Origin of the sequence: Hyphomicrobium sp. (genome assembly GCF_035572195.1) — a bacterium.
Lineage (GTDB): Bacteria > Pseudomonadota > Alphaproteobacteria > Rhizobiales > Hyphomicrobiaceae > Hyphomicrobium_B.
Map to the genome: position 1 here is coordinate 17101 of NZ_DATNBA010000006.1, position 17418 is coordinate 34518.

The 17418-nt window shown below is 60.4% G+C and carries 16 protein-coding genes; 6 read left to right on the forward strand and 10 right to left on the reverse strand.

What is annotated here, in order from left to right; translation table 11 throughout:
- Positions 1-1305 (reverse strand): sorbosone dehydrogenase family protein, encoded by a 1305-nt coding sequence (locus VN623_RS00965; protein WP_325567177.1) that lies wholly within the window; start codon positions 1303-1305, stop codon positions 1-3.
- A gap of 153 nt (positions 1306-1458) precedes the next feature.
- The gene (locus VN623_RS00970; RefSeq protein ID WP_325567211.1) at positions 1459-2484 is read right to left on the reverse strand and encodes an aldo/keto reductase; all 1026 of its coding nucleotides are present in this window, start codon (positions 2482-2484) and stop codon (positions 1459-1461) included.
- Positions 2485-2825: 341 nt separating this feature from the next.
- Between VN623_RS00970 and VN623_RS00975 the strand changes: the two genes are divergently transcribed.
- Positions 2826-3434, forward strand: a complete 609-nt coding sequence (locus VN623_RS00975; RefSeq protein ID WP_325567179.1) for a hypothetical protein — start codon at positions 2826-2828, stop codon at positions 3432-3434.
- A gap of 75 nt (positions 3435-3509) precedes the next feature.
- On the opposite strand, the gene VN623_RS00980 is transcribed toward VN623_RS00975, so the two are convergent.
- Positions 3510-4508 (reverse strand): MBL fold metallo-hydrolase, encoded by a 999-nt coding sequence (locus VN623_RS00980; RefSeq protein ID WP_325567181.1) that lies wholly within the window; start codon positions 4506-4508, stop codon positions 3510-3512.
- Positions 4509-4575: 67 nt separating this feature from the next.
- Between VN623_RS00980 and VN623_RS00985 the strand changes: the two genes are divergently transcribed.
- The 3 genes from VN623_RS00985 to VN623_RS00995 all read left to right on the forward strand — a co-directional run bounded on the left by VN623_RS00985 (position 4576) and on the right by VN623_RS00995 (position 9268).
- Entirely contained in the window at positions 4576-5373 is a 798-nt protein-coding gene (locus VN623_RS00985) for a helix-turn-helix transcriptional regulator (RefSeq protein ID WP_325567184.1), read from the forward strand.
- Between the two features lie 315 nt (positions 5374-5688).
- Positions 5689-8385 (forward strand): FtsK/SpoIIIE family DNA translocase, encoded by a 2697-nt coding sequence (locus tag VN623_RS00990; protein WP_325567186.1) that lies wholly within the window; start codon positions 5689-5691, stop codon positions 8383-8385.
- A gap of 145 nt (positions 8386-8530) precedes the next feature.
- Positions 8531-9268: a LolA family protein gene (locus VN623_RS00995; RefSeq protein WP_325567188.1), complete on the forward strand. Its 738-nt coding sequence runs from the start codon at positions 8531-8533 to the stop codon at positions 9266-9268.
- Positions 9269-9628: 360 nt separating this feature from the next.
- Here VN623_RS00995 and VN623_RS01000 read toward each other — a convergent pair whose 3' ends face one another.
- Complete coding sequence (locus VN623_RS01000) at positions 9629-10144, reverse strand: cyclic nucleotide-binding domain-containing protein (RefSeq protein WP_325567190.1); 516 nt, start codon at positions 10142-10144, stop codon at positions 9629-9631.
- A gap of 220 nt (positions 10145-10364) precedes the next feature.
- On the reverse strand, positions 10365-11051 hold the full coding sequence (locus VN623_RS01005; RefSeq protein ID WP_325567192.1) for a response regulator transcription factor: 687 nt from the start codon (positions 11049-11051) through the stop codon (positions 10365-10367).
- A gap of 114 nt (positions 11052-11165) precedes the next feature.
- Here VN623_RS01005 and VN623_RS01010 point away from each other — a divergent pair, with 114 nt between their 5' ends.
- On the forward strand, positions 11166-11720 hold the full coding sequence (locus VN623_RS01010) for a L,D-transpeptidase family protein (RefSeq protein WP_325567213.1): 555 nt from the start codon (positions 11166-11168) through the stop codon (positions 11718-11720).
- A 138-nt stretch (positions 11721-11858) separates the two neighbouring features.
- Here the strand turns inward: VN623_RS01010 and VN623_RS01015 are convergent, their stop codons facing one another.
- The 3 genes from VN623_RS01015 to VN623_RS01025 all read right to left on the reverse strand — a co-directional run bounded on the left by VN623_RS01015 (position 11859) and on the right by VN623_RS01025 (position 14902).
- A complete protein-coding gene (locus VN623_RS01015) occupies positions 11859-13385 on the reverse strand; it encodes an ammonium transporter (protein ID WP_325567194.1) in 1527 nt (508 codons plus the stop codon).
- Positions 13386-13435: 50 nt separating this feature from the next.
- Positions 13436-13774 (reverse strand): P-II family nitrogen regulator, encoded by a 339-nt coding sequence (locus VN623_RS01020; protein ID WP_325567197.1) that lies wholly within the window; start codon positions 13772-13774, stop codon positions 13436-13438.
- A gap of 231 nt (positions 13775-14005) precedes the next feature.
- Positions 14006-14902, reverse strand: coding sequence for an acyl-CoA thioesterase II (locus tag VN623_RS01025; protein ID WP_325567199.1), 897 nt, complete (start codon positions 14900-14902; stop codon positions 14006-14008).
- A gap of 109 nt (positions 14903-15011) precedes the next feature.
- On the opposite strand from VN623_RS01025, the gene VN623_RS01030 reads away from it, so the two are divergent.
- A complete protein-coding gene (locus tag VN623_RS01030) occupies positions 15012-16259 on the forward strand; it encodes an FAD-dependent monooxygenase (RefSeq protein ID WP_325567201.1) in 1248 nt (415 codons plus the stop codon).
- Between the two features lie 117 nt (positions 16260-16376).
- Here the strand turns inward: VN623_RS01030 and rimM are convergent, their stop codons facing one another.
- Both rimM and VN623_RS01040 read right to left on the reverse strand, forming a co-directional pair.
- Positions 16377-16949, reverse strand: a complete 573-nt coding sequence (gene rimM, locus VN623_RS01035; RefSeq protein WP_325567203.1) for a ribosome maturation factor RimM — start codon at positions 16947-16949, stop codon at positions 16377-16379.
- Complete coding sequence (locus tag VN623_RS01040) at positions 16946-17095, reverse strand: hypothetical protein (protein WP_325567205.1); 150 nt, start codon at positions 17093-17095, stop codon at positions 16946-16948. Before VN623_RS01040 ends, rimM begins: the two co-directional genes overlap by 4 nt.
- Positions 17096-17418: the final 323 nt, after the last annotated feature.

Sequence of the window (17418 nt, forward strand, 5' to 3'; positions counted from 1 at the left end):
TTAGTTCTGCGGAGTCAGCGCTGATGTCCGGCGATTAGCGGTGACACGCCAAATCGTGTCACCGACATCGTCGGCTACCAGCAAAGCGCCGTCGGCGGCGATTGCCACTCCAACGGGGCGGCCGCGAGCGTTGCTGCTCGCGTCGAGGAAACCTGTCAGCACATCCTGCGGGTCACCCGCCGGTTTGCCATCGGCGAATGGGACGAAGATGACCTTGTAGCCACTCGGCGTGCTGCGGTTCCACGACCCATGCTGACCGACGAAAACGCCATGAGCCAACCGCTCCGGCAGCGAGCGTTCCGATGAGAACGCGAGCCCCAGCGAAGCGGTGTGGGCGCCGAGCCCGTAATCCGGCACCGTCGCCTTCGCCACAAGATCAGGACGCTGCGGCTTTACCCGATCATCGACGTGCTGACCGAAGTAACTGAAGGGCCAACCGTAAAACGCGCCGTCTTTGACAGACGTCAGATAGTCGGGAACGAGGTTGTTGCCTAATTCGTCACGCTCGTTGACGACGGTCCACAATGCGCCCGTTGCCGGATCCCATCCGAGGCCGTTGGGATTGCGCAGGCCGGACGCATAAAGGCGCGAGGCCCCCGTCTTCGGATCGATTTCGAGAATGGCGGCGCGGTTGGCTTCTTTATCTATGCCGTTTTCGGCGACGTTGCTGTTCGATCCAACGGTCACGTAAAGGCGCGAACCGTCGGCGTTGGCGATGACGTTTTTCGTCCAGTGGTGATTGATTGGACCGGCTGGGAGATCGGCGACTTTGATCACGGGTGTCGTGATACGCGCGTCGCCCGGATGATATTCGAACTTAACGAGAGCGTCGGTGTTGGCGACATAGAGCGTATTGCCGACGAGAGCCATTCCGAATGGCGAATTGAGTCCCTCGAGAAAAATATGTCTGGCTTCGGCGGAGCCATCGGCTTTGACGCCACGCAATAGTATGATGCGATTAGGGCTGGGCGCGTAGGCGCCGGCGAACGTCTGGAACAATCCGGCAAACCACGCCTTGAGACCCTTGCCGTCTTGCGGCCGCTGCGGTCCGTTCGTTTCAGCGACGAGCACATCACCGTTCGGCAGGGTATAGATCCAGCGCGGATGATCGAGAGCCGTGGCATACGCCGTTACCGCGAGATCAGATGGCGCTGAAGGTTTTTCGCCGATCGTCCAGCCGACCGCTCTCGCAACGTTGATCGTTGGAACCAAGCTCTGATCAGGCTTGGGAAGCTGCGGATTGGGCCCAAAGCCCACCTGCTTGCCATTATCCGCGGCAGTGAGAGAAGTGATCGAAGCTGCCATTATGATAGCGATTCCGAGGACGGCGGCGAACGCGCGAGTCATTTTAAGATGCAGCCTCTTGCCAGAACTTTCGCGGCGAGAGCACGATCTCAATGCTACGTCTCTCAATGTCGAAAGTTCCAAATCGCCGCGCGTAATATGACCGGCTGCGGCCTACACGGGCGGCGGATTGCGTTCCGAGAAACCACTCTGGTGCCAATATGGATAGGGCTTGGCCGTCGCGCTCGTAGCGTCGAGCTTTTTGATCTGATCCGCCGTCAAATTCCAGCCAACGGCGCCGAGGTTATCCTTGAGCTGCTGCTCGTTGCGCGCGCCAATGATGACGCTCGAAACGGTCGGGCGATGAAACAGCCAATTCAGAGCGACTTGCGGGATCGATTTCCCCGCTTCTTTCGCGACGCTGTCGAGAGCATCGATGACGCCGAATAAGTATTCGTCTTCGACCGGCGGACCCTTATCTGCCGTCTTGTGCAAGCGGCTTGTCTCCGGCAGCGGCTGCCCGCGGCGTATTTTGCCCGTGAGCCGGCCCCAGCCGAGTGGGCTCCAAACAATGGCGCCGATTCCCTGATCCAAGCCGAGCGGCATCAGCTCCCACTCGTAGTCGCGGCCAATCAGCGAATAGTAGGTCTGGTTCGCGACGTAACGCGGATAGCCATATCGGTCCGCGACGTTCAGCGACTTCATCAAATGCCAGCCAGAGAAATTCGAGACGCCGACATAACGAATTTTTCCGGCGCGGACCAATTGATCGAGCGTCGCGAGAATCTCTTCAGGCGGCGTCATGGCGTCGAAGCCGTGGAGTTGAAAGAGATCGATGTAGTCGGTTTGCAGACGACGAAGCGCATCTTCGCATGTCTTCAATATATGATAGCGCGATGATCCGACGGCATTCGGCTCGCTTCCGAAGCGGAATGTTGCTTTCGTCGAGATGAGGGCTTTGTCGCGCCGCCCTTTCAAGGCTTCGCCGAGAACCGTTTCAGAATTGCCGTCGGAATAGATGTCCGCGGTATCAAATAACGTCACGCCGGCGTCGAGGCAGAGATCGAGCATGCGGCGTGCTGCGGCGGTGTCGGTCGTACCCCATGCGCTGAAGAATTCGCCCGCGCCGCCGAATGTCGCCGCACCAAAGCTGAGAAGAGGAACGGTAAGTCCCGAGGCACCAAGCCGTCGATATTCCATCATTCAATTCGTCTCCCTCAATTGCCGATATATGACGCGAAACTGCGTGCGATTGCCGCAGATCAGCGATGGAATTAACCGAATTACGTCGTCACTATTCGATCACGCTTTGCGACATTCGGAAATCAATCATCACACTTTCCTCGCTCATGAGTAGAGATCGTCCTCATCTGCAATTGAACAGACAGAGTTAACGTTCGAATAACCAAAAGCGAATCGCGTTTCGCGTACGGGTTGTGCGTCCCGACGACGATATGTCGCGCGTCGAATCCCCCCTTGTTTTCGCCTCCTTGCGACGCTGGATGCGCGCCGTTTGTGAAGACAAGTGAAGGAGAGTTAGTATGCGATTGAGTTTAATCGCGATGGTGTTGGCTCTGGCGGCGATCGTCGGAACCGCATCGGCGGAAGCGAATCCATATTACGGCGATAATAACGATGGCCGTATCGAGCGCTCGCACTCGAATTGGAGCGGCAAGCGGCGATATTCAAATCGCCAATATTCGCAGCGCCGGTACTCAAATCATAGATCCTCGCACCGCCAGTATGCACAGCGTGGCTATTCGAACCGGCGGTACGCACATCGCGGCTACTCGCACCGGAATGCGTATCGTCAGGGCGCCCAGCGCCAGTACGCGCAGCGCCACCACTACGGTCGCCGCACGTACGCTTCGAGCGGCCGCTCAGTAGGGGGCCGTCCAGGCGCTTGGTGCGGTTGGTGGATGCGGACCCAGCTCGGCGGCGGTCCGGAATATAATCTTGCCGCCAACTGGCGGCGTTACGGACGATCCAGCGGCCCGCAGGTCGGCGCCGTGGTCGTATGGCCGCATCACGTCGGAATCATCACCGGGCGCGCCAGCAATGGCCGGTGGATCGTCAAATCCGGCAACGACGGAAATCGCGTCCGCGAGCGGGCCCGGTCGGTCGCGGGTGCCGTGTTCCGCGTCGGCTGAAACCCGACAGGCAATAAAAGGGCAGGCTGAATATCTTCGGCCTGCCCGTCACTTTCTTTGCGGAAAGAGCAGACGCTACAGATTAAGTTGGTAGCTGTGCGCCAACCAGCGATAGCTATCCGGCGCAATCCGTTCGACGTACCCGATCGATGGGAACGGCATATGGTAGCCGATGACCGCGAGACGGTCTGTCGCCGCCATATCGAACATGTGCCGGCGGGTCGCGGCGCCTTGTTGCTTGTCGACGTCGAACACGCAGTGCCAGTTGGGCTGCGCCAGCGACGCGACCTGGTGATGCGCGCAGTCACCCCAGAATAAAATCGATTTGCCTTCGCTTTCGATCATGAACGCGAGATGGCCGGGCGTATGGCCCGAAGCCTCGATCGCTCGAATACCCGTCACGACATCGTCACTGGGCTTAATGAAACTGAACTTTTCGGCAACCGGCTTCGAGTTCGCCCGAAAGACCGATGCGAAATTTTCGAGGTCGCCGGTGAGCTTTCCTTCGGGCGCCCAGAAATCATGCTCGACCTGACCGATGACGTAGCGCGCGTTGGGGAATAGCGGCTTACCGCCCTCAATGACGCCGCCGATATGATCGGGATGGCCGTGACTCAGCAAGACGATGTCGATGTCTTCAGGCTTGAAGCCCGCGGGTCCAAGCTGTGTCGCGAGCCATCCTCCATTAGGGCGCGGCACAAATCCGTTCGAGCCATTGCCAGTATCGATCAGGACGAGTTCCTTGCCCGTGTTGACGATGGTGGGAGAAAATCCCGGCTGGTATTTTCTTTCGGGCAAAAGGTTGGCGCGCATCAACTCTTGAACATCGGCTTCGTTGGCGTTGGCGCCGATGAGCGGAAACGGGCCGTCGATGAAGGCTTCCGAATCGGAAATCGTCGTCAGCTCGAAGGCACCGAGCTTGAACCTGAAGAACTTGGGTTGCCATGCGCCGAGGCTCGCTGCCGCCGCGTGCGCATGTGTGCCAAATCCAAGCGTCACAGCCGGTACGGCAGCCAGAGCAAGGGTTGTTGACAAAAGCTTACGGCGATTGATGTCGAAAGACGAGAATTCCATCTATCCTGCTCCTCGTTAGTTGTGGGCGGCCTTGCGGCGTACGGGTCATGCCATGCGAGGGTTAGACGTGAAGGAAGATGCGCGCTTGTATGAACCTGCTGAGCCGCTCTGGCACATCGGAAATGGCCGCATGTTGTTTGCCGGCTGCTTGCATCGCAACGCACTGCACAGCCACAGCGCGCCCGTGCTGCTCGCGGGCCTTTATGACGATTTCGAATTGAAAATTGGCGATGCGGCTTGGTTCTTTTGCCGGATGGCGGTCATTCGTGCCGGCACGGCTTATGAATTCAATTCCGCGGGCCGGCCGCTGGCCGTCGTCTATGTCGAACCCAATGTTGCTTCGGTCGAGGGACTCGCCGCCCTTGTCGGCGAGACGCGCGAAGTCCCCGGTGCGCTGATCGGAATGCGCGGTGAGCTGTCGATGATCCGTGCGCTCTATGAAGATCCCGACAGCCCGCGCTGGGTGGGGTCGGCGATCGATGATCTCGTCGACTTCTCGAGAGGCAGGTCGCGGCGGCATATGGATCGGCGCATTGCGCGCGCCGTCGAAGCGCTCACTTTCAACGATGAGTCTGACGGCGAGGATTGGCAGGAGCCGAGGCCGTCCGTTCTGAGCGCCGCACAGGCGGCTGGGCTCTCAGCGTCGCGCTTTCAGCACGTGTTCAAAGACGAAGTCGGCGTTCCCTACGGACGCTATCTCGCCTGGGCCAGAATGCGCGCGGCGCTGCGCGAGGTGGTGGCGGGAAGCAACTTCACGAGGGCGGCGCACGTGGCCGGATACTGTGACCAAGCCCATTTCGCGCACGATTTCCGCCGGACATTCGGGGCGCCGGCATCGAAGAGCCTCTCACGCGTGCGCCGCTGAAGGCGTTGCGATTATAAATTCGCTATTGCCAACAATGTGTTAGCACCCTGCTAGGGGACATGTATTGCTGCCGAACAAGCAACCGCCTTTGGCTCAAGATGAGCCAATTTGAGGACGGCGCTGACGCGGCGGTAACCTTATGGAAACGCACAAGCGTCAAGGTTACCGCGGCAGCTTTCTGGCTAGACCAGCCGAAACGGCCCCAATACCGGCGCGGACACTTGCGCGTCGTTTTGGTGCAGGATCCCCGCGTCGATCCGGGAAGCGCTCGAACGCACGATTTCCGTGCTGCGTTAAAAGAGTTCGTTCGCGCAGATGTCGCTCGATACGCGAGGGATCGATCCTCAGCGGCTGTTGCCGCAGTCTTTGGAGGACCGGCTTTTAGGCTGGCTCGGCCGCTTCGGCGGAGCGTTTCTGCTCGTCTCGACGTCGACCATTTGGATCAGCCTCGTCACGTGGTCGGTGTTCGACCCGAGCCTGACGCACGCGACGACGACCGTGCCGCGCAATTTCACCGGACCCGTCGGTGCTATCGTTTCCGATCTCCTGTTTCAGACGCTCGGCTTTGCCGCAGCCTTGGCGCTGATTGCGCCGTTGGTCTGGAGCATCGAGATGCTCAGGTCCGAGCGTGTCGTCGCCGGCCGCTCGAAGCTCGGCTTCTATCCGCTGTCCGTTCTGGCGCTGGCCGGCGCTATTTCAGCGCTTCCGATTTTTGACGGCTGGCCGCTGCGCCATGGTTTCGGTGGCCTTCTGGGTGATGGATTGTTTCATCTGGTGGTGAAGCTGTTCGGCGTGGTCAATGAAGAGCGGGCGCCGTTGGCGGCGGGGCTCGTGCTCGCCGTCGCAGCGGTCCAAATGTCCGGCAGAGCCATCGGTTTTGAACCCGAGACCGTGGTCAAGTCCATGCTCAGTTCACTGGCGACGGCCTGGCGCCGCGCGCTTACGGAGGCGCGCACGCCAGCGGAGCCCGTCGAGCATCGGCAGACGATGCCCGACGATGGGGCCGGACGGTTCGGGTGGCCGTGGTCGCGCACCGCAAAGGTGGCTCATGTGGACATAAGGCTGAGCGACAGGGCGCCGTTCGATGCACCGTCGCTCAACACCGACGTCGTGCCAACCCTGGCGCCTCGATACCGGCGCGATATTGGACTCGAGGTTCCTCACGAGGTCGGAGCCGGTGCCGCCGCGCAAGGCGATGACTCTCCGCTGAATGATGAGCATCAGTTTGCGGCTCATACGCTGCCGACGCCGCCGGACTTCGGCGCGCACGAGGGGGAGCCCGACCACGCTTCGGATGAATTAGGGCTTGGCTTCGAATTCGATGACCAGATCGACGCTTCGAGTGCCGCCATCGCAGCGCGCTTCGCTCCGGCTTCAGCCGGCATTGTTCGGCCTATGCCACCGCCGTCAGTACAAAGGCAGGCAACTCCGCCGACCGCTCCCACTCCGCCTCCGAGGGCGACAAACGGACTCCTCGGTAGCTTGGCGCGCGGCCGAGCCGAGCCACAATGGCGGCGGCCTTCGCTCAATATGCTGAAGCGTCCGGCGGCCGCGAAGCCGCGGCCTGAGCTTTCGCAAACGGTGATGCGCGGCAATGCGCGATTGCTCGAAGACGTGCTGGCCGACTTCGGCATCAAGGGTGAGGTCAAGGACATTCGTCCCGGCCCCGTCGTGACGCTTTACGAACTGGAACCATCGCGCGGCACGAAGTCTTCGCGCGTCATCGGGCTTGCCGAAGACATCGCGCGCTCGATGAGCGTCGCGAGCGTCCGTGCCGCCGTCGTGCCGGGTCGCAATGCAATTGGTCTTGAATTGCCGAATGCGCGGCGTGAAGCAGTGTTGTTGCGCGAAATTCTCGAAGCCGAGGCTTTCAAGGAGAATACCGCGACGCTGCCGCTCGGGCTCGGCAAGTCGATCAGCGGCGATCCCGTCGTGGCGGATCTGGCGCGCATGCCGCATCTGCTCGTCGCTGGAACGACCGGCTCCGGCAAGTCCGTCGGTATCAATGCAATGGTACTTTCGTTGCTCTATCGTCATACGCCCGACGATTGCCGCATGCTCATGATCGATCCAAAGATGTTGGAGCTCTCCGTTTACAACGGCATTCCGCATCTCCTGACGCCGGTGATCACCGATCCGCACAAGGCCGTCGCCGCACTCAACTGGGTCGTGCGCGAAATGGAAGAGCGCTACAAGCGCATGGCGGCGCTCTCGGTGCGCAATATCGATGTCTTCAACAACCGTATCCGTAATGCCAAGAAGCGCGGCGAAATTCTATCGCGCACGGTTCAAACGGGATTCGATACGTCGGGCCAGGCGCGGTTCGAAACGCAGAAAATGGATCTCGAGCTGCTGCCGCGCATCGTCGTCATCGTCGACGAGTTCGCCGATCTGATGATCGTTGCTGGCCGCGAAGTCGAGGCATCGGTGCAACGGCTGGCGCAGATGGCACGAGCTGCCGGAATTCATCTGATCATGGCGACGCAACGTCCGTCAGTCGATATCATCACGGGCACGATCAAGGCCAATTTCCCGACGCGGATCTCGTTCAAGGTCACGTCGAAGATCGACAGCCGCACCATTTTGAACGAGCAGGGCGCCGAGCAGCTTCTCGGACAGGGCGACATGCTCTATTCGACGGGTGCCGGACAATTCGTGCGCGTGCACGGTGCTTTCGTCTCGGACGAGGAAGTCGTAGCATTCGCCGAGGAGCTGCGAAGTGAGGGGGCTCCGACCTACGTCCCCGGCATCACCGACGTGCCGGTACAATCAGAAATCGCAAGCGGAGCCCGTGAGCCGGGCGCCGATGATCTTTACGATCGGGCCGTGGCGGTGGTGCTGAAAGACGGCAAGGCCTCGACGAGTTATATTCAGCGGCGGCTCTCGATCGGCTACAACCGCGCCGCCGATCTGATCGAGCGGATGGAACGCGAGGGCCTTGTCTCCGCGGCGAACGGTGTTGGCAAGCGCGAAATCCTGGTGCCGCGCAACGGCGCTGAAGCTGCGGCCTGAGTTTCGAATCTTATGCTCGTTATTCGCACTACGGGCACAACTCGTAGCCCGCCTAGTTCTGGACGCAATCTTTGACGAAACCGTAATATGCGCGCGGAGCCCTCAAGGGGCTCTCGGGGGCGCGGGGGCCGCGATGGGAAGACGAATGAGGGATTTCTTGCGCCTGTTGGCTTGTGCGACGGCTTTCGTCGCGTGCGCCGGTGACGTTCTGGCTGAGGATCCGAATGGCCCCGCAGCAACGCTTGCCGCGGCGCCAACCGGACAGGCAAAACCTGCGACCGATGGCTGGACGGGCGAGGTTGCTCCAAACAACACGGCGGGGATTATTCTCGACGCACATCAGACGAAACTCGTCCAGAAGGTCAGCGATTATTTCGCGTCGCTGCAAAGTCTCAAAGGCGACTTCGTGCAAATCGGTGCCGACAAGAAGCGCATGAAGGGCAAGTTTTTCGTCAAACGGCCCGGACGTTTCCGCTTCGATTATTCTCTGCCGTCGAGGCAGATTATCGTCTCCGATGGAGAATATCTCGCCATTCAGGATTTGGACTTGAACAACGAGGATCGCGTCGCTCTCGATCAGACGCCGTTCCGCCTGCTCCTGCGCAAAGATGTCGATCTGTTGCGAGACGCGAAAATCACCGAAGTTCAGCAGGCTGACGATTTGATTGTGCTCGGAATCGAGGATAAAAGTCCCGACTCGCCGGGCCGGATTAAACTTTTTCTGGCAACAAAGCCGAACATGGAATTGAAGGAGTGGGTAACCACCGACGCCCAGGGACTCGATACGCGGATCGAGCTATCGCAACTGGTTAAGGCAGACGACCTTGATGCGAATTTATTTAAAATTCAACAGCTTGGGGCGCACAGAACGACGCCAAACTAGCAATATTGGAAGCGAATCAAGGTGTTGCGCTTCAGACCCGGCGCAATCCCTAAGCGCGGGACGCGCGTGTATAACTGATCACGTTTTCGTGAAGAGCTCACAGGGGCTCTATTGAACTTTGAAGCTTTGCGCTTAACTCAACCGTATGCAGGCGGCGTCACCCTGTATTCGGTAGTGCCCCCCGTCTAGCCGAAGACGCCGCCTCTGGCATCGGTTTCCCTCCCGATGCCGAGCGCGATAAGCGCAAATGGCGCCCAGTCCCTCCCCCCGGGACTGGGCGCTCTTCTTTTCAGCGTAGCAATTTGTTTTGATCACGCGCGGTACAACCGATCTCGCGTTGATCATTTTTCGCGATCATTTTCAATGGACGACGTGACCGTTTGCCGCTGAACCGAGTGACGGCGGTGGTGGTGGAATCGAAGCTGATCTTGCAAGAGCCGAATCCACGGCGTTGAGATCTTGGGCGAGACGGCGCAGCCGGCCGAAAATGTGCGCAGAAAAATGCTCCACAAGCGCCGGCTCGTCTTCCATCAATTCGCGCATGCGTTCGCGCGTCATTCGCAGGGCCTTGACCGGGCCTTGTGCGATGATCGTCGATATGTGCGTTACTTCGACGAGCATCGCGAGCTCTGAGATCATCGAGCCTTCGGGAAGCTGCTCCCCGCGCGATTGGCCGCCGTCATCGTCGAGCCGGATGCAGTTGCCCGAAACGATCACGATCGCAGCATCGCTGAGTTGATTTTCCGCCGCGATGACATCGCCCGGCGCATAGATGACGCGCTCGGCGCGGCGCACGATCTCCGTCAACTGCAACGGCGGCAAGCCGCGAAAAAGCGGCAGAGACAAAAGCGGTTTGACGAGGGCGTCGATGGCCATCGGTCAAGACTCCATTCAAATACGAATTTAGAATATCTGAACGCGACTGACACGACGCACGCCCGCACTTATGAAGCGCAGGGACAGCTTTCCAATACACGACTTCGGCCCGGCTCGAAAGAATTCAGTTAGCTCGCAGACTCGTTCTGTGGAGCGAATTGAATAACTTTCAATGAGGGCACTACCAGGCTGTGCGCTGAATTCGCCCGAACACCATTGATCATGGTGCGAGCTTGTACCCACCGCTTTCGGTGATCAGGAGTTCGGCGTTCGAAGGATCTTTCTCGATTTTCTGACGCAGCCGATAGATGTGCGTTTCGAGCGTATGCGTGGTGACGCCGGCGTTATAGCCCCAGACTTCGTGCAAGAGGACGTCACGCGATACGACTTTGTCTCCTGAACGAAATAGATATTTGAGGATCGACGTTTCTTTTTCCGTCAGCCGGATTTTGCTGCCGGATTGATCGATAAGAAGTTTAGAGGCCGGCTTGAACGTGTAGTGGCCGATGGCGAAGATCGCATCTTCGCTCTGCTCGTGCTGGCGCAACTGAGCGCGGATGCGCGCCAGAAGGACCGCAAATTTAAACGGTTTCAGAACGTAGTCGTTAGCGCCTGCATCGAGACCCAAAATTTGATCGGCGTCCGACGTATTGCCCGTCAGCATGACGATCGGAGTTTTGAATCCCGATTTGCGCAATTGCTTGACGGCCTCGCGACCGTCCATATCTGGCAACCCGACATCGAACACGACGAGATCGAAGCTGCCGCTTTTGGCCGCTTCCATGCCTTTGGTCGCGGTACCCGCTTCGGAGACCTCGAATTCATCGTGCAGGACGAGCTGATCTTTCAAGGACGTGCGCAGATCATCATCGTCGTCGACGAGAAGGACCTTTCGGGCCGTGCTCATGGACGGGTCTCCGGTTTTTTTTGACTGCCTCGGGGGCGGGGGGACACTAGCATCGCACGCGGGGGCAACATAGGCTTTGATAAGAAACAGACAAGAGGAATGGGCGGTTCCCAGATGGTGTTGCAACGGTCGGTGCGGCCGGCCAAGACGCGGAAGAAACTGATCGTAAGAGCCATCAGTGCCGCATCGAAGCGGGGAAGCCTGCAGTTCGGTCCCATTCATGTCCCGTGCGCCCTCGGACGAGGCGGCGTCAAAGTGCTGAAGAGGGAAGGCGATGGTGCGACGCCGCGGGGGAGGTATGCTTTACGGTGTGTTCTCTACAAGCCTGGAATGGTCACTAGGCCGCGGACGGGTCTCGATCTTCGCGCCGTGCGGATGACCGACGGTTGGTGTGACAGCCCGTCCGACCGGAACTACAATCGCTCCGTCACGCTACCCTACCCGCGAAGTGCTGAACGACTGTGGCGTCCAGACGGGATTTACGACGTCATCGTGGTGCTCGGCTATAATGACGTGCCGAGGATCAGGAATCGCGGCAGCGCCGTTTTCATGCACGTCGCGCGCGTCGGCTTTCCTCCGACGGATGGATGCATTGCGCTCAGCCAGCGCGATTTGCGCCGCTTGCTCGGAGTGGTGCCGCGCGCCAGTGAAATCGTCATCGAAATTTGAGGGCAACAAAAAGGACCCGGCGCGTCGTGCCGCCGGGCCCAAGTTGAGAACGTCTAGGGAGAACCATACGCGAATGGTACGCGGTAGGAGAAGGCGATCGCCCGCGGCTCGATCTCGTGCCGCGGGCTTTTTTCAGGATCAGTAGTTGTAGGCCCGCTCGCCATGATCGGTAATGTCGAGACCTTCGCGTTCCATCTCCTCGGATGGACGAAGACCCATGACGATGTCGACCAGCTTGAAGAGAATCGCGGAGCCGATGCCGCTCCACAGGAGCGTCATGCCTACGGCTTTGGCCTGGGCGGTCATCTGCGCGACCATGTCGTACGTGGCGGTCGTCAGTTCGCCGGGCTTCGATAGGTAGTCGGCGATGCCGGTGCCACCCCAATCGGGGTTGACCAGAAGTCCAGTACCCAGAGCACCGATGATGCCGCCGATGCAGTGGACGCCGAAGACATCCAGGCTATCGTCGTATCCAAGCGCGCTCTTGATCGCCGAGCAGAAGACGAAGCAGACCGGACTGACCACGAGACCAAGCACGATCGAGCCCATCACACCTGAGAAACCGCAGGCCGGCGTGATCGCGACAAGACCGGCCACGACGCCCGATGCGAGACCGAGCGCCGACGGCTTTCCTTTGGCAATCCATTCCACGATCATCCAGGAGAGAGCCGCGGCGGCCGTCGCGACGAAGGTGTTGATGAACACCTGGCCCGCGAAGCCATTGGCCTCGAGGCCCGAACCGACGTTGAAGCCGAACCAACCGACCCACAGCAGTGCAGCGCCGATCATGGTCAGCACCAGCGAGTGTGGCGGCATGGCTTCCCTGCCGTAGCCGATGCGCCTGCCGAGAATGAGCGCGCCGACCAAACCGGCGATACCCGCATTGATGTGGACGACCGTGCCGCCAGCGAAGTCGAGTGCGCCCCACTTGAAGACGATGCCGGCATCTGACGTCACGGCGTCAAGTGCAGCCTGGGCCTGAGCTTTCGCAGAGCCGGTTGCGGCCGCGACGGCCTTCGCAGCATTGCCGAACGCATCGGGGCCGCCCCAGTACCAGACCATGTGGGCAATCGGGAAGTAGATGAACGTCACCCACAATGCCATGAACACCAACATCGATGAGAACTTCAAGCGCTCGGCGACGGCGCCGAGTATGAGGCACGGCGTGATGCAGGCGAACGTCATCTGGAAGACGATGTAAACGTATTCGGGTATGTAGACGCCGTTCGAGAATGTGCCCGCGACGGTTGTCGAATCGACGCCTCTCAGAAGCGCCTTCGAGAAGCCGCCGACGAAGTTATTCAGCCCGCCGCCGTTCGTGAAGGCCATCGAGTATCCGTAGAGCACCCAAATAATTGCGACGAGGCAGAGCGTTGCGAAGACCTGCATGAACATCGACAGCATGTTCTTCGTGCGAACGAGGCCGCCGTAAAACAGCGCAAGGCCCGGCACCGTCATCAGAAGAACGAGCACCGAGGCGATGTACATGAAGGCGGTGTCGCCTTTGTTCGGCACGGGGATGGCCGGTGCGGCGGCGGCAACAGGTGCCGCGGCCGGGGCCGCGGTTGTTGCCGCGTCCTGGGCGAGCGCCGGATCGATAAGCAGCGCGATTGCGCCGAGCGCCCCCAGGACCCCCGCGCATCGCGCTATGGTTCGAAACGTCATGTTATGTGCTCCCTGATTGAACCAACGAAATGCAGGATTGATTTTCGGCCTTAGAGCGCGTCGTCGTCGGCTTCACCGGTGCGGATGCGCACGGTGTGCTCGATCGTCGACACGAAGATTTTGCCGTCGCCGATTTGGCCAGTTTTTGCGGCGCGCTGGATTGCGGCGAGCGCCTTGTCGACCTGCGTGTCGGGAACGACGACTTCGATTTTGATTTTGGGCAGAAAGCTCACGGCGTATTCGGCGCCGCGGTAAATTTCGGTATGACCCTTTTGGCGGCCGTAGCCTTTGACTTCCGTCACGGTCATGCCCTGCAAGCCGAGATCAGTCAGCGCGGAGCGGACCTCCTCGAGCTTGAATGGCTTGATTACCGCTGTAATGAGCTTCATCGGCGCCCCTTTTCTCTTTGCTCCGGTCGCAACCGGACGCTCCAGCAACGGCCTTCCCCGCCACACGTTGCGGGAGAGACTTCGCGTTGAGGGAGTCAAGACGCGTGCCAAGTCAGGCGCGATTGCTCAAGCTATTGAAAGGCAATCCGGAACTTGGCCGTCTGGTCGGCTGCGCTGGCGGCGGGGGAAATAAACAAGCACGAAATTTGTGCACTGAACGGAGTTTGCCCGTCATTTGGGCATGAATGCGGTCTCCCGTGGACGCATCAGGCCTTCCTGTACCGTAGAGGCGACGAGGCGCCCCTCGAGGTCGAAAATCGCTCCGCGACAATACCCACGCGCGCCGAAGGCAGACGGGCTGTCCTGGACGTAGAGCAACCAACCGTCGGCCCGGAACGGCCGGTGAAACCACATCGCGTGGTCGAGGCTCGCGAGCTGGATGTCGCCATCAAACAAAAGCTTGCCGTGGGCGATCAGGGCCGTGTCGAGCAGGGTGAAGTCCGACGCGTAGGCCAGCACAGCCTGATGAATGTAGAGGGCGTCCGGCAATGCTCCGTTGGTCTTGAGCCATATCGACTGCGTCGCCCGCTTCGGCTGGCGGCTGGCATAGCGCGAGGCGTCGACAATCCGCACGTCTATCGGATGCTCGCGGCGCCAGTAGGCCCGCATACCCTCCGGCAGATTTGCGAGCATACCGCTCATTAGATCCTTGGCGCTGGGCAAGGATTCGGGCGGCGGCACGTCAGGCATTGCCGATTGGTGGTCGTAACCCTCCTCCTGTTTGTGAAATGAGGCGCTCATCGAGAATATGGGCCGGCCGTGCTGGATGCCGCGTATGCGCCGCGTGGTGAAGCTGCCGCCATCGCGGGTGCGTTCGACGTCGTAAATGATCTCGCGTTCCGGATCGCCGGCGAGGAGGAAGTAGCCATGGAGCGAATGGATTGTCCGGCTGGCGTCCACGGTCATTGCCGCCGCGACCAGCGCCTGCCCGAGGACCTGGCCGCCATAGACACGCTGCCAGCCTTCACTCGACCGCGGGCCGCGGAACAGGTTGTCTTCGAGTGGCTCGAGCGTCAGCGTCGCGAGCAATTTCTCAAGCGCCGGAGTGGGAGCGGGCAAGGCTGTCATAAGCAACTTTCTTGGATCGTTTGCGATGACGAGAGGGGGCGAAGACAACGGCGCGGGACGGGCCTAAGCTGTCACGCTGAGATTGAAAAGCAAGTCGAGGTAATGCCGCGTGGCCGACGGTTCGGAGCCTGAAGGAAAGTTTGACATCGTCGTTGCCGGCGGCAGCTATGCCGGGCTGGCGTTCGTGCGCGGTTTGGTACAGGCGCTAGGACCTGACGTGCGCATCGCGATCGTCGATCGCGCTCGCGGTCCGGCCGCCGTGCCGACCGACGGCCGGGCCTTTGCTGTCTGGGCCGGAGCCAAGGCCGTTCTCGAAGGTCTCGGCGTTTGGCAGGCGATCGCCGGCGAAGCCGAGGCGATGATCTCGATTGAGATTTCGGATTCGGCCTTGCAGGACGGCATGAGACCGACGCGGCTGACGTACGACGCGCGTACGCCGGATGGTCGTCCTGCAGCTTATATGGTGCCCGCCGCCACGCTGAGCGCGGCTCTTTATCAGTCGATTGCGAACGAACCGTCAGTCACCTGGATTGCGCCGGCCGAGGCCGATGACTTGGCTCTGACCGAGCGGTCGGCGGAGGTTCGGCTTCGCGATCAGCGAACGATCAGCGCGGCGCTGTGCATCGCGGCGGACGGCAGGAATTCGAAACTGCGGGAAGCGGCCGGCATCAAAACCGTCGGCTGGGCCTACGACCAAATCGGTATCGTCGCGACGGTCCAATTTAGCAAACCGCACGGCGGCGTTGCGATCCAGCATTTTCTTCCCGGTGGGCCTTTTGCAATCCTGCCGCTTAGGAACAACCGCGCCTGCATTACCTGGAGCGCCGAGGCGCAAGAAGCGGCGCGTGTCATGGCTCTCGACAATCAAGGCTTTCTTGCCGAACTCGATCGGCGCATCGGCGGACGGTTCGGGTCCATCGAACTCGTTGGCACGCCGCAGTCATGGCCGCTCGACATCAAACTGCCTCGCCAGCTGGTTGCCCGTCGCTTCGCCCTCATCGGCGATGCCGCGCACGGCGTGCATCCGATCGCCGGGCAGGGCGTCAATCTGGCGCTGCGTGATGCCGCGGCGCTGATCGAAGTTGTCGCGGATGCGGCGCGTCTCGGTCTCGATTTGGGTGATGGCACGCATCTCGAGCGCTATCAGCGCTGGCGTCGTTTCGATTCGATGATGTCGGCGACAGTCTACGACGGACTCAATCGCCTCTTCGGTGTCGACAATATCGTCCTCCGCGCCGGTCGTGGCGCCGGGCTCGGGATGCTCGACCGGTTGGGAAGCGTCAAGCAGATGATCGTCAGCGAAGCGTCGGGGCTCAGCGGCGACGTGCCTAAGCTCGTGCGCGGCTGTCCGGTCTAGCGTGGTTGCGATTCTGAAGGAAACATCCTTCTCACAACTCCATGGCCGCCCTCCGAGGCGGCCATCCAAGACGGCTTGCTCAAACGTTCAGGCACGTGAGGTGTAGAATTCTCGCCGCTAATCTCGATCGTCGTCGGGCACGTCGTCATCGCCTTCAGGGGGACGATTGATGACGATGGTGCCGGCCGCGATGTCGACATGCGGAACCCACTGATTTTCGAATGGGATGAACTCTGTCGGCGACCCGTCGGCCGGCTTCAGTTCCACAAGGTCGCCAGCGCCGAAATTCTGCACGGCAACGATCTCTCCGAGTTCGGTACCGTCGGGCGCCATCGCATGCAGCCCGATCAGGTCGGCGTGGTAGTATTCCGACGCTGCCGCCTCCGGCAGCCGCTCGCGGTCGATGTAAAGTTTGGTTCCGCGCAGCGTTTCGGCCGTCGTGCGGTCGCGGACACCATCGATACGCGCCACGATGCCCTTGTTCGTTACGCGTATGAGACCTAGTGCGAATTGTTTGGCGCCGGTCGCGTCGGTCAGCGGCCCGTACGCCGCGATGGTCTCGGGTGCGGCTGTGAAGCTGCGCACCAAGACGTCCCCGCGGATGCCGTGAACACCCGTGATTTCACCCAGCAGGATGCGACGCTGACGCTTATCGATGGACATCGGAACGTGATGACGTGCGACGGTCACTTCGGCAAGGGCCCGAGATAGGTAATTTCAATATCGACAGGTCTGCCACCGACAAAGATCGTCGTGTTCTGACGCCGTGCTCCGGGGTCGATTTCGCCGGAGATGCCGACGGTCGTCACGGCGCGGCGGGAAGGCTGACGCGCCATTGGCCTGCGCCGGTGCGGCCCCCCCTGGCAGGCAACTTTGAGAGACGACCGCATGACGATTTTTTTGGGATTTGCCTTCAGCACGCCCGTGTAGACCCTTCCGGCGGGATCGGCACCGAATAGCCTTCCGGCCCGGCAAACCAAAATGACTCGATCCACCCCGGTTGACGGTTGTCTACCTAGCACGGGTGCAATCTCAAATAGTCCCTCGACAAGCTTAGGTTGCTTCAATTTGAACACCGTTCAAGAAAATTGGCAGGGACTGTTATCTGCTCCAAATCTCGGGCCAGTGAGAACGACAACATAAAGCCTCCCGAGTCGCA

Bases quoted from the DNA above. Each gene is read 5' to 3' on its own strand.
- VN623_RS00980 (WP_325567181.1), bottom strand. From the start codon at position 4,508: ATGGAATTCTCGTCTTTCGACATCAATCGCCGTAAGCTTTTGTCAACA.
- VN623_RS01040 (WP_325567205.1), bottom strand. From the start codon at position 17,095: ATGGCGCGTCAGCCTTCCCGCCGCGCCGTGACGACCGTCGGCATCTCC.
- VN623_RS00965 (WP_325567177.1), bottom strand. From the start codon at position 1,305: ATGGCAGCTTCGATCACTTCTCTCACTGCCGCGGATAATGGCAAGCAG.
- VN623_RS01010 (WP_325567213.1), top strand. From the start codon at position 11,166: ATGGTGTTGCAACGGTCGGTGCGGCCGGCCAAGACGCGGAAGAAACTG.
- VN623_RS01020 (WP_325567197.1), bottom strand. From the start codon at position 13,774: ATGAAGCTCATTACAGCGGTAATCAAGCCATTCAAGCTCGAGGAGGTC.
- VN623_RS01015 (WP_325567194.1), bottom strand. From the start codon at position 13,385: ATGACGTTTCGAACCATAGCGCGATGCGCGGGGGTCCTGGGGGCGCTC.
- VN623_RS01025 (WP_325567199.1), bottom strand. From the start codon at position 14,902: ATGACAGCCTTGCCCGCTCCCACTCCGGCGCTTGAGAAATTGCTCGCG.
- VN623_RS00970 (WP_325567211.1), bottom strand. From the start codon at position 2,484: ATGGAATATCGACGGCTTGGTGCCTCGGGACTTACCGTTCCTCTTCTC.
- VN623_RS01005 (WP_325567192.1), bottom strand. From the start codon at position 11,051: ATGAGCACGGCCCGAAAGGTCCTTCTCGTCGACGACGATGATGATCTG.
- VN623_RS00995 (WP_325567188.1), top strand. From the start codon at position 8,531: ATGAGGGATTTCTTGCGCCTGTTGGCTTGTGCGACGGCTTTCGTCGCG.
- VN623_RS00975 (WP_325567179.1), top strand. From the start codon at position 2,826: ATGCGATTGAGTTTAATCGCGATGGTGTTGGCTCTGGCGGCGATCGTC.
- VN623_RS01000 (WP_325567190.1), bottom strand. From the start codon at position 10,144: ATGGCCATCGACGCCCTCGTCAAACCGCTTTTGTCTCTGCCGCTTTTT.
- VN623_RS00990 (WP_325567186.1), top strand. From the start codon at position 5,689: ATGTCGCTCGATACGCGAGGGATCGATCCTCAGCGGCTGTTGCCGCAG.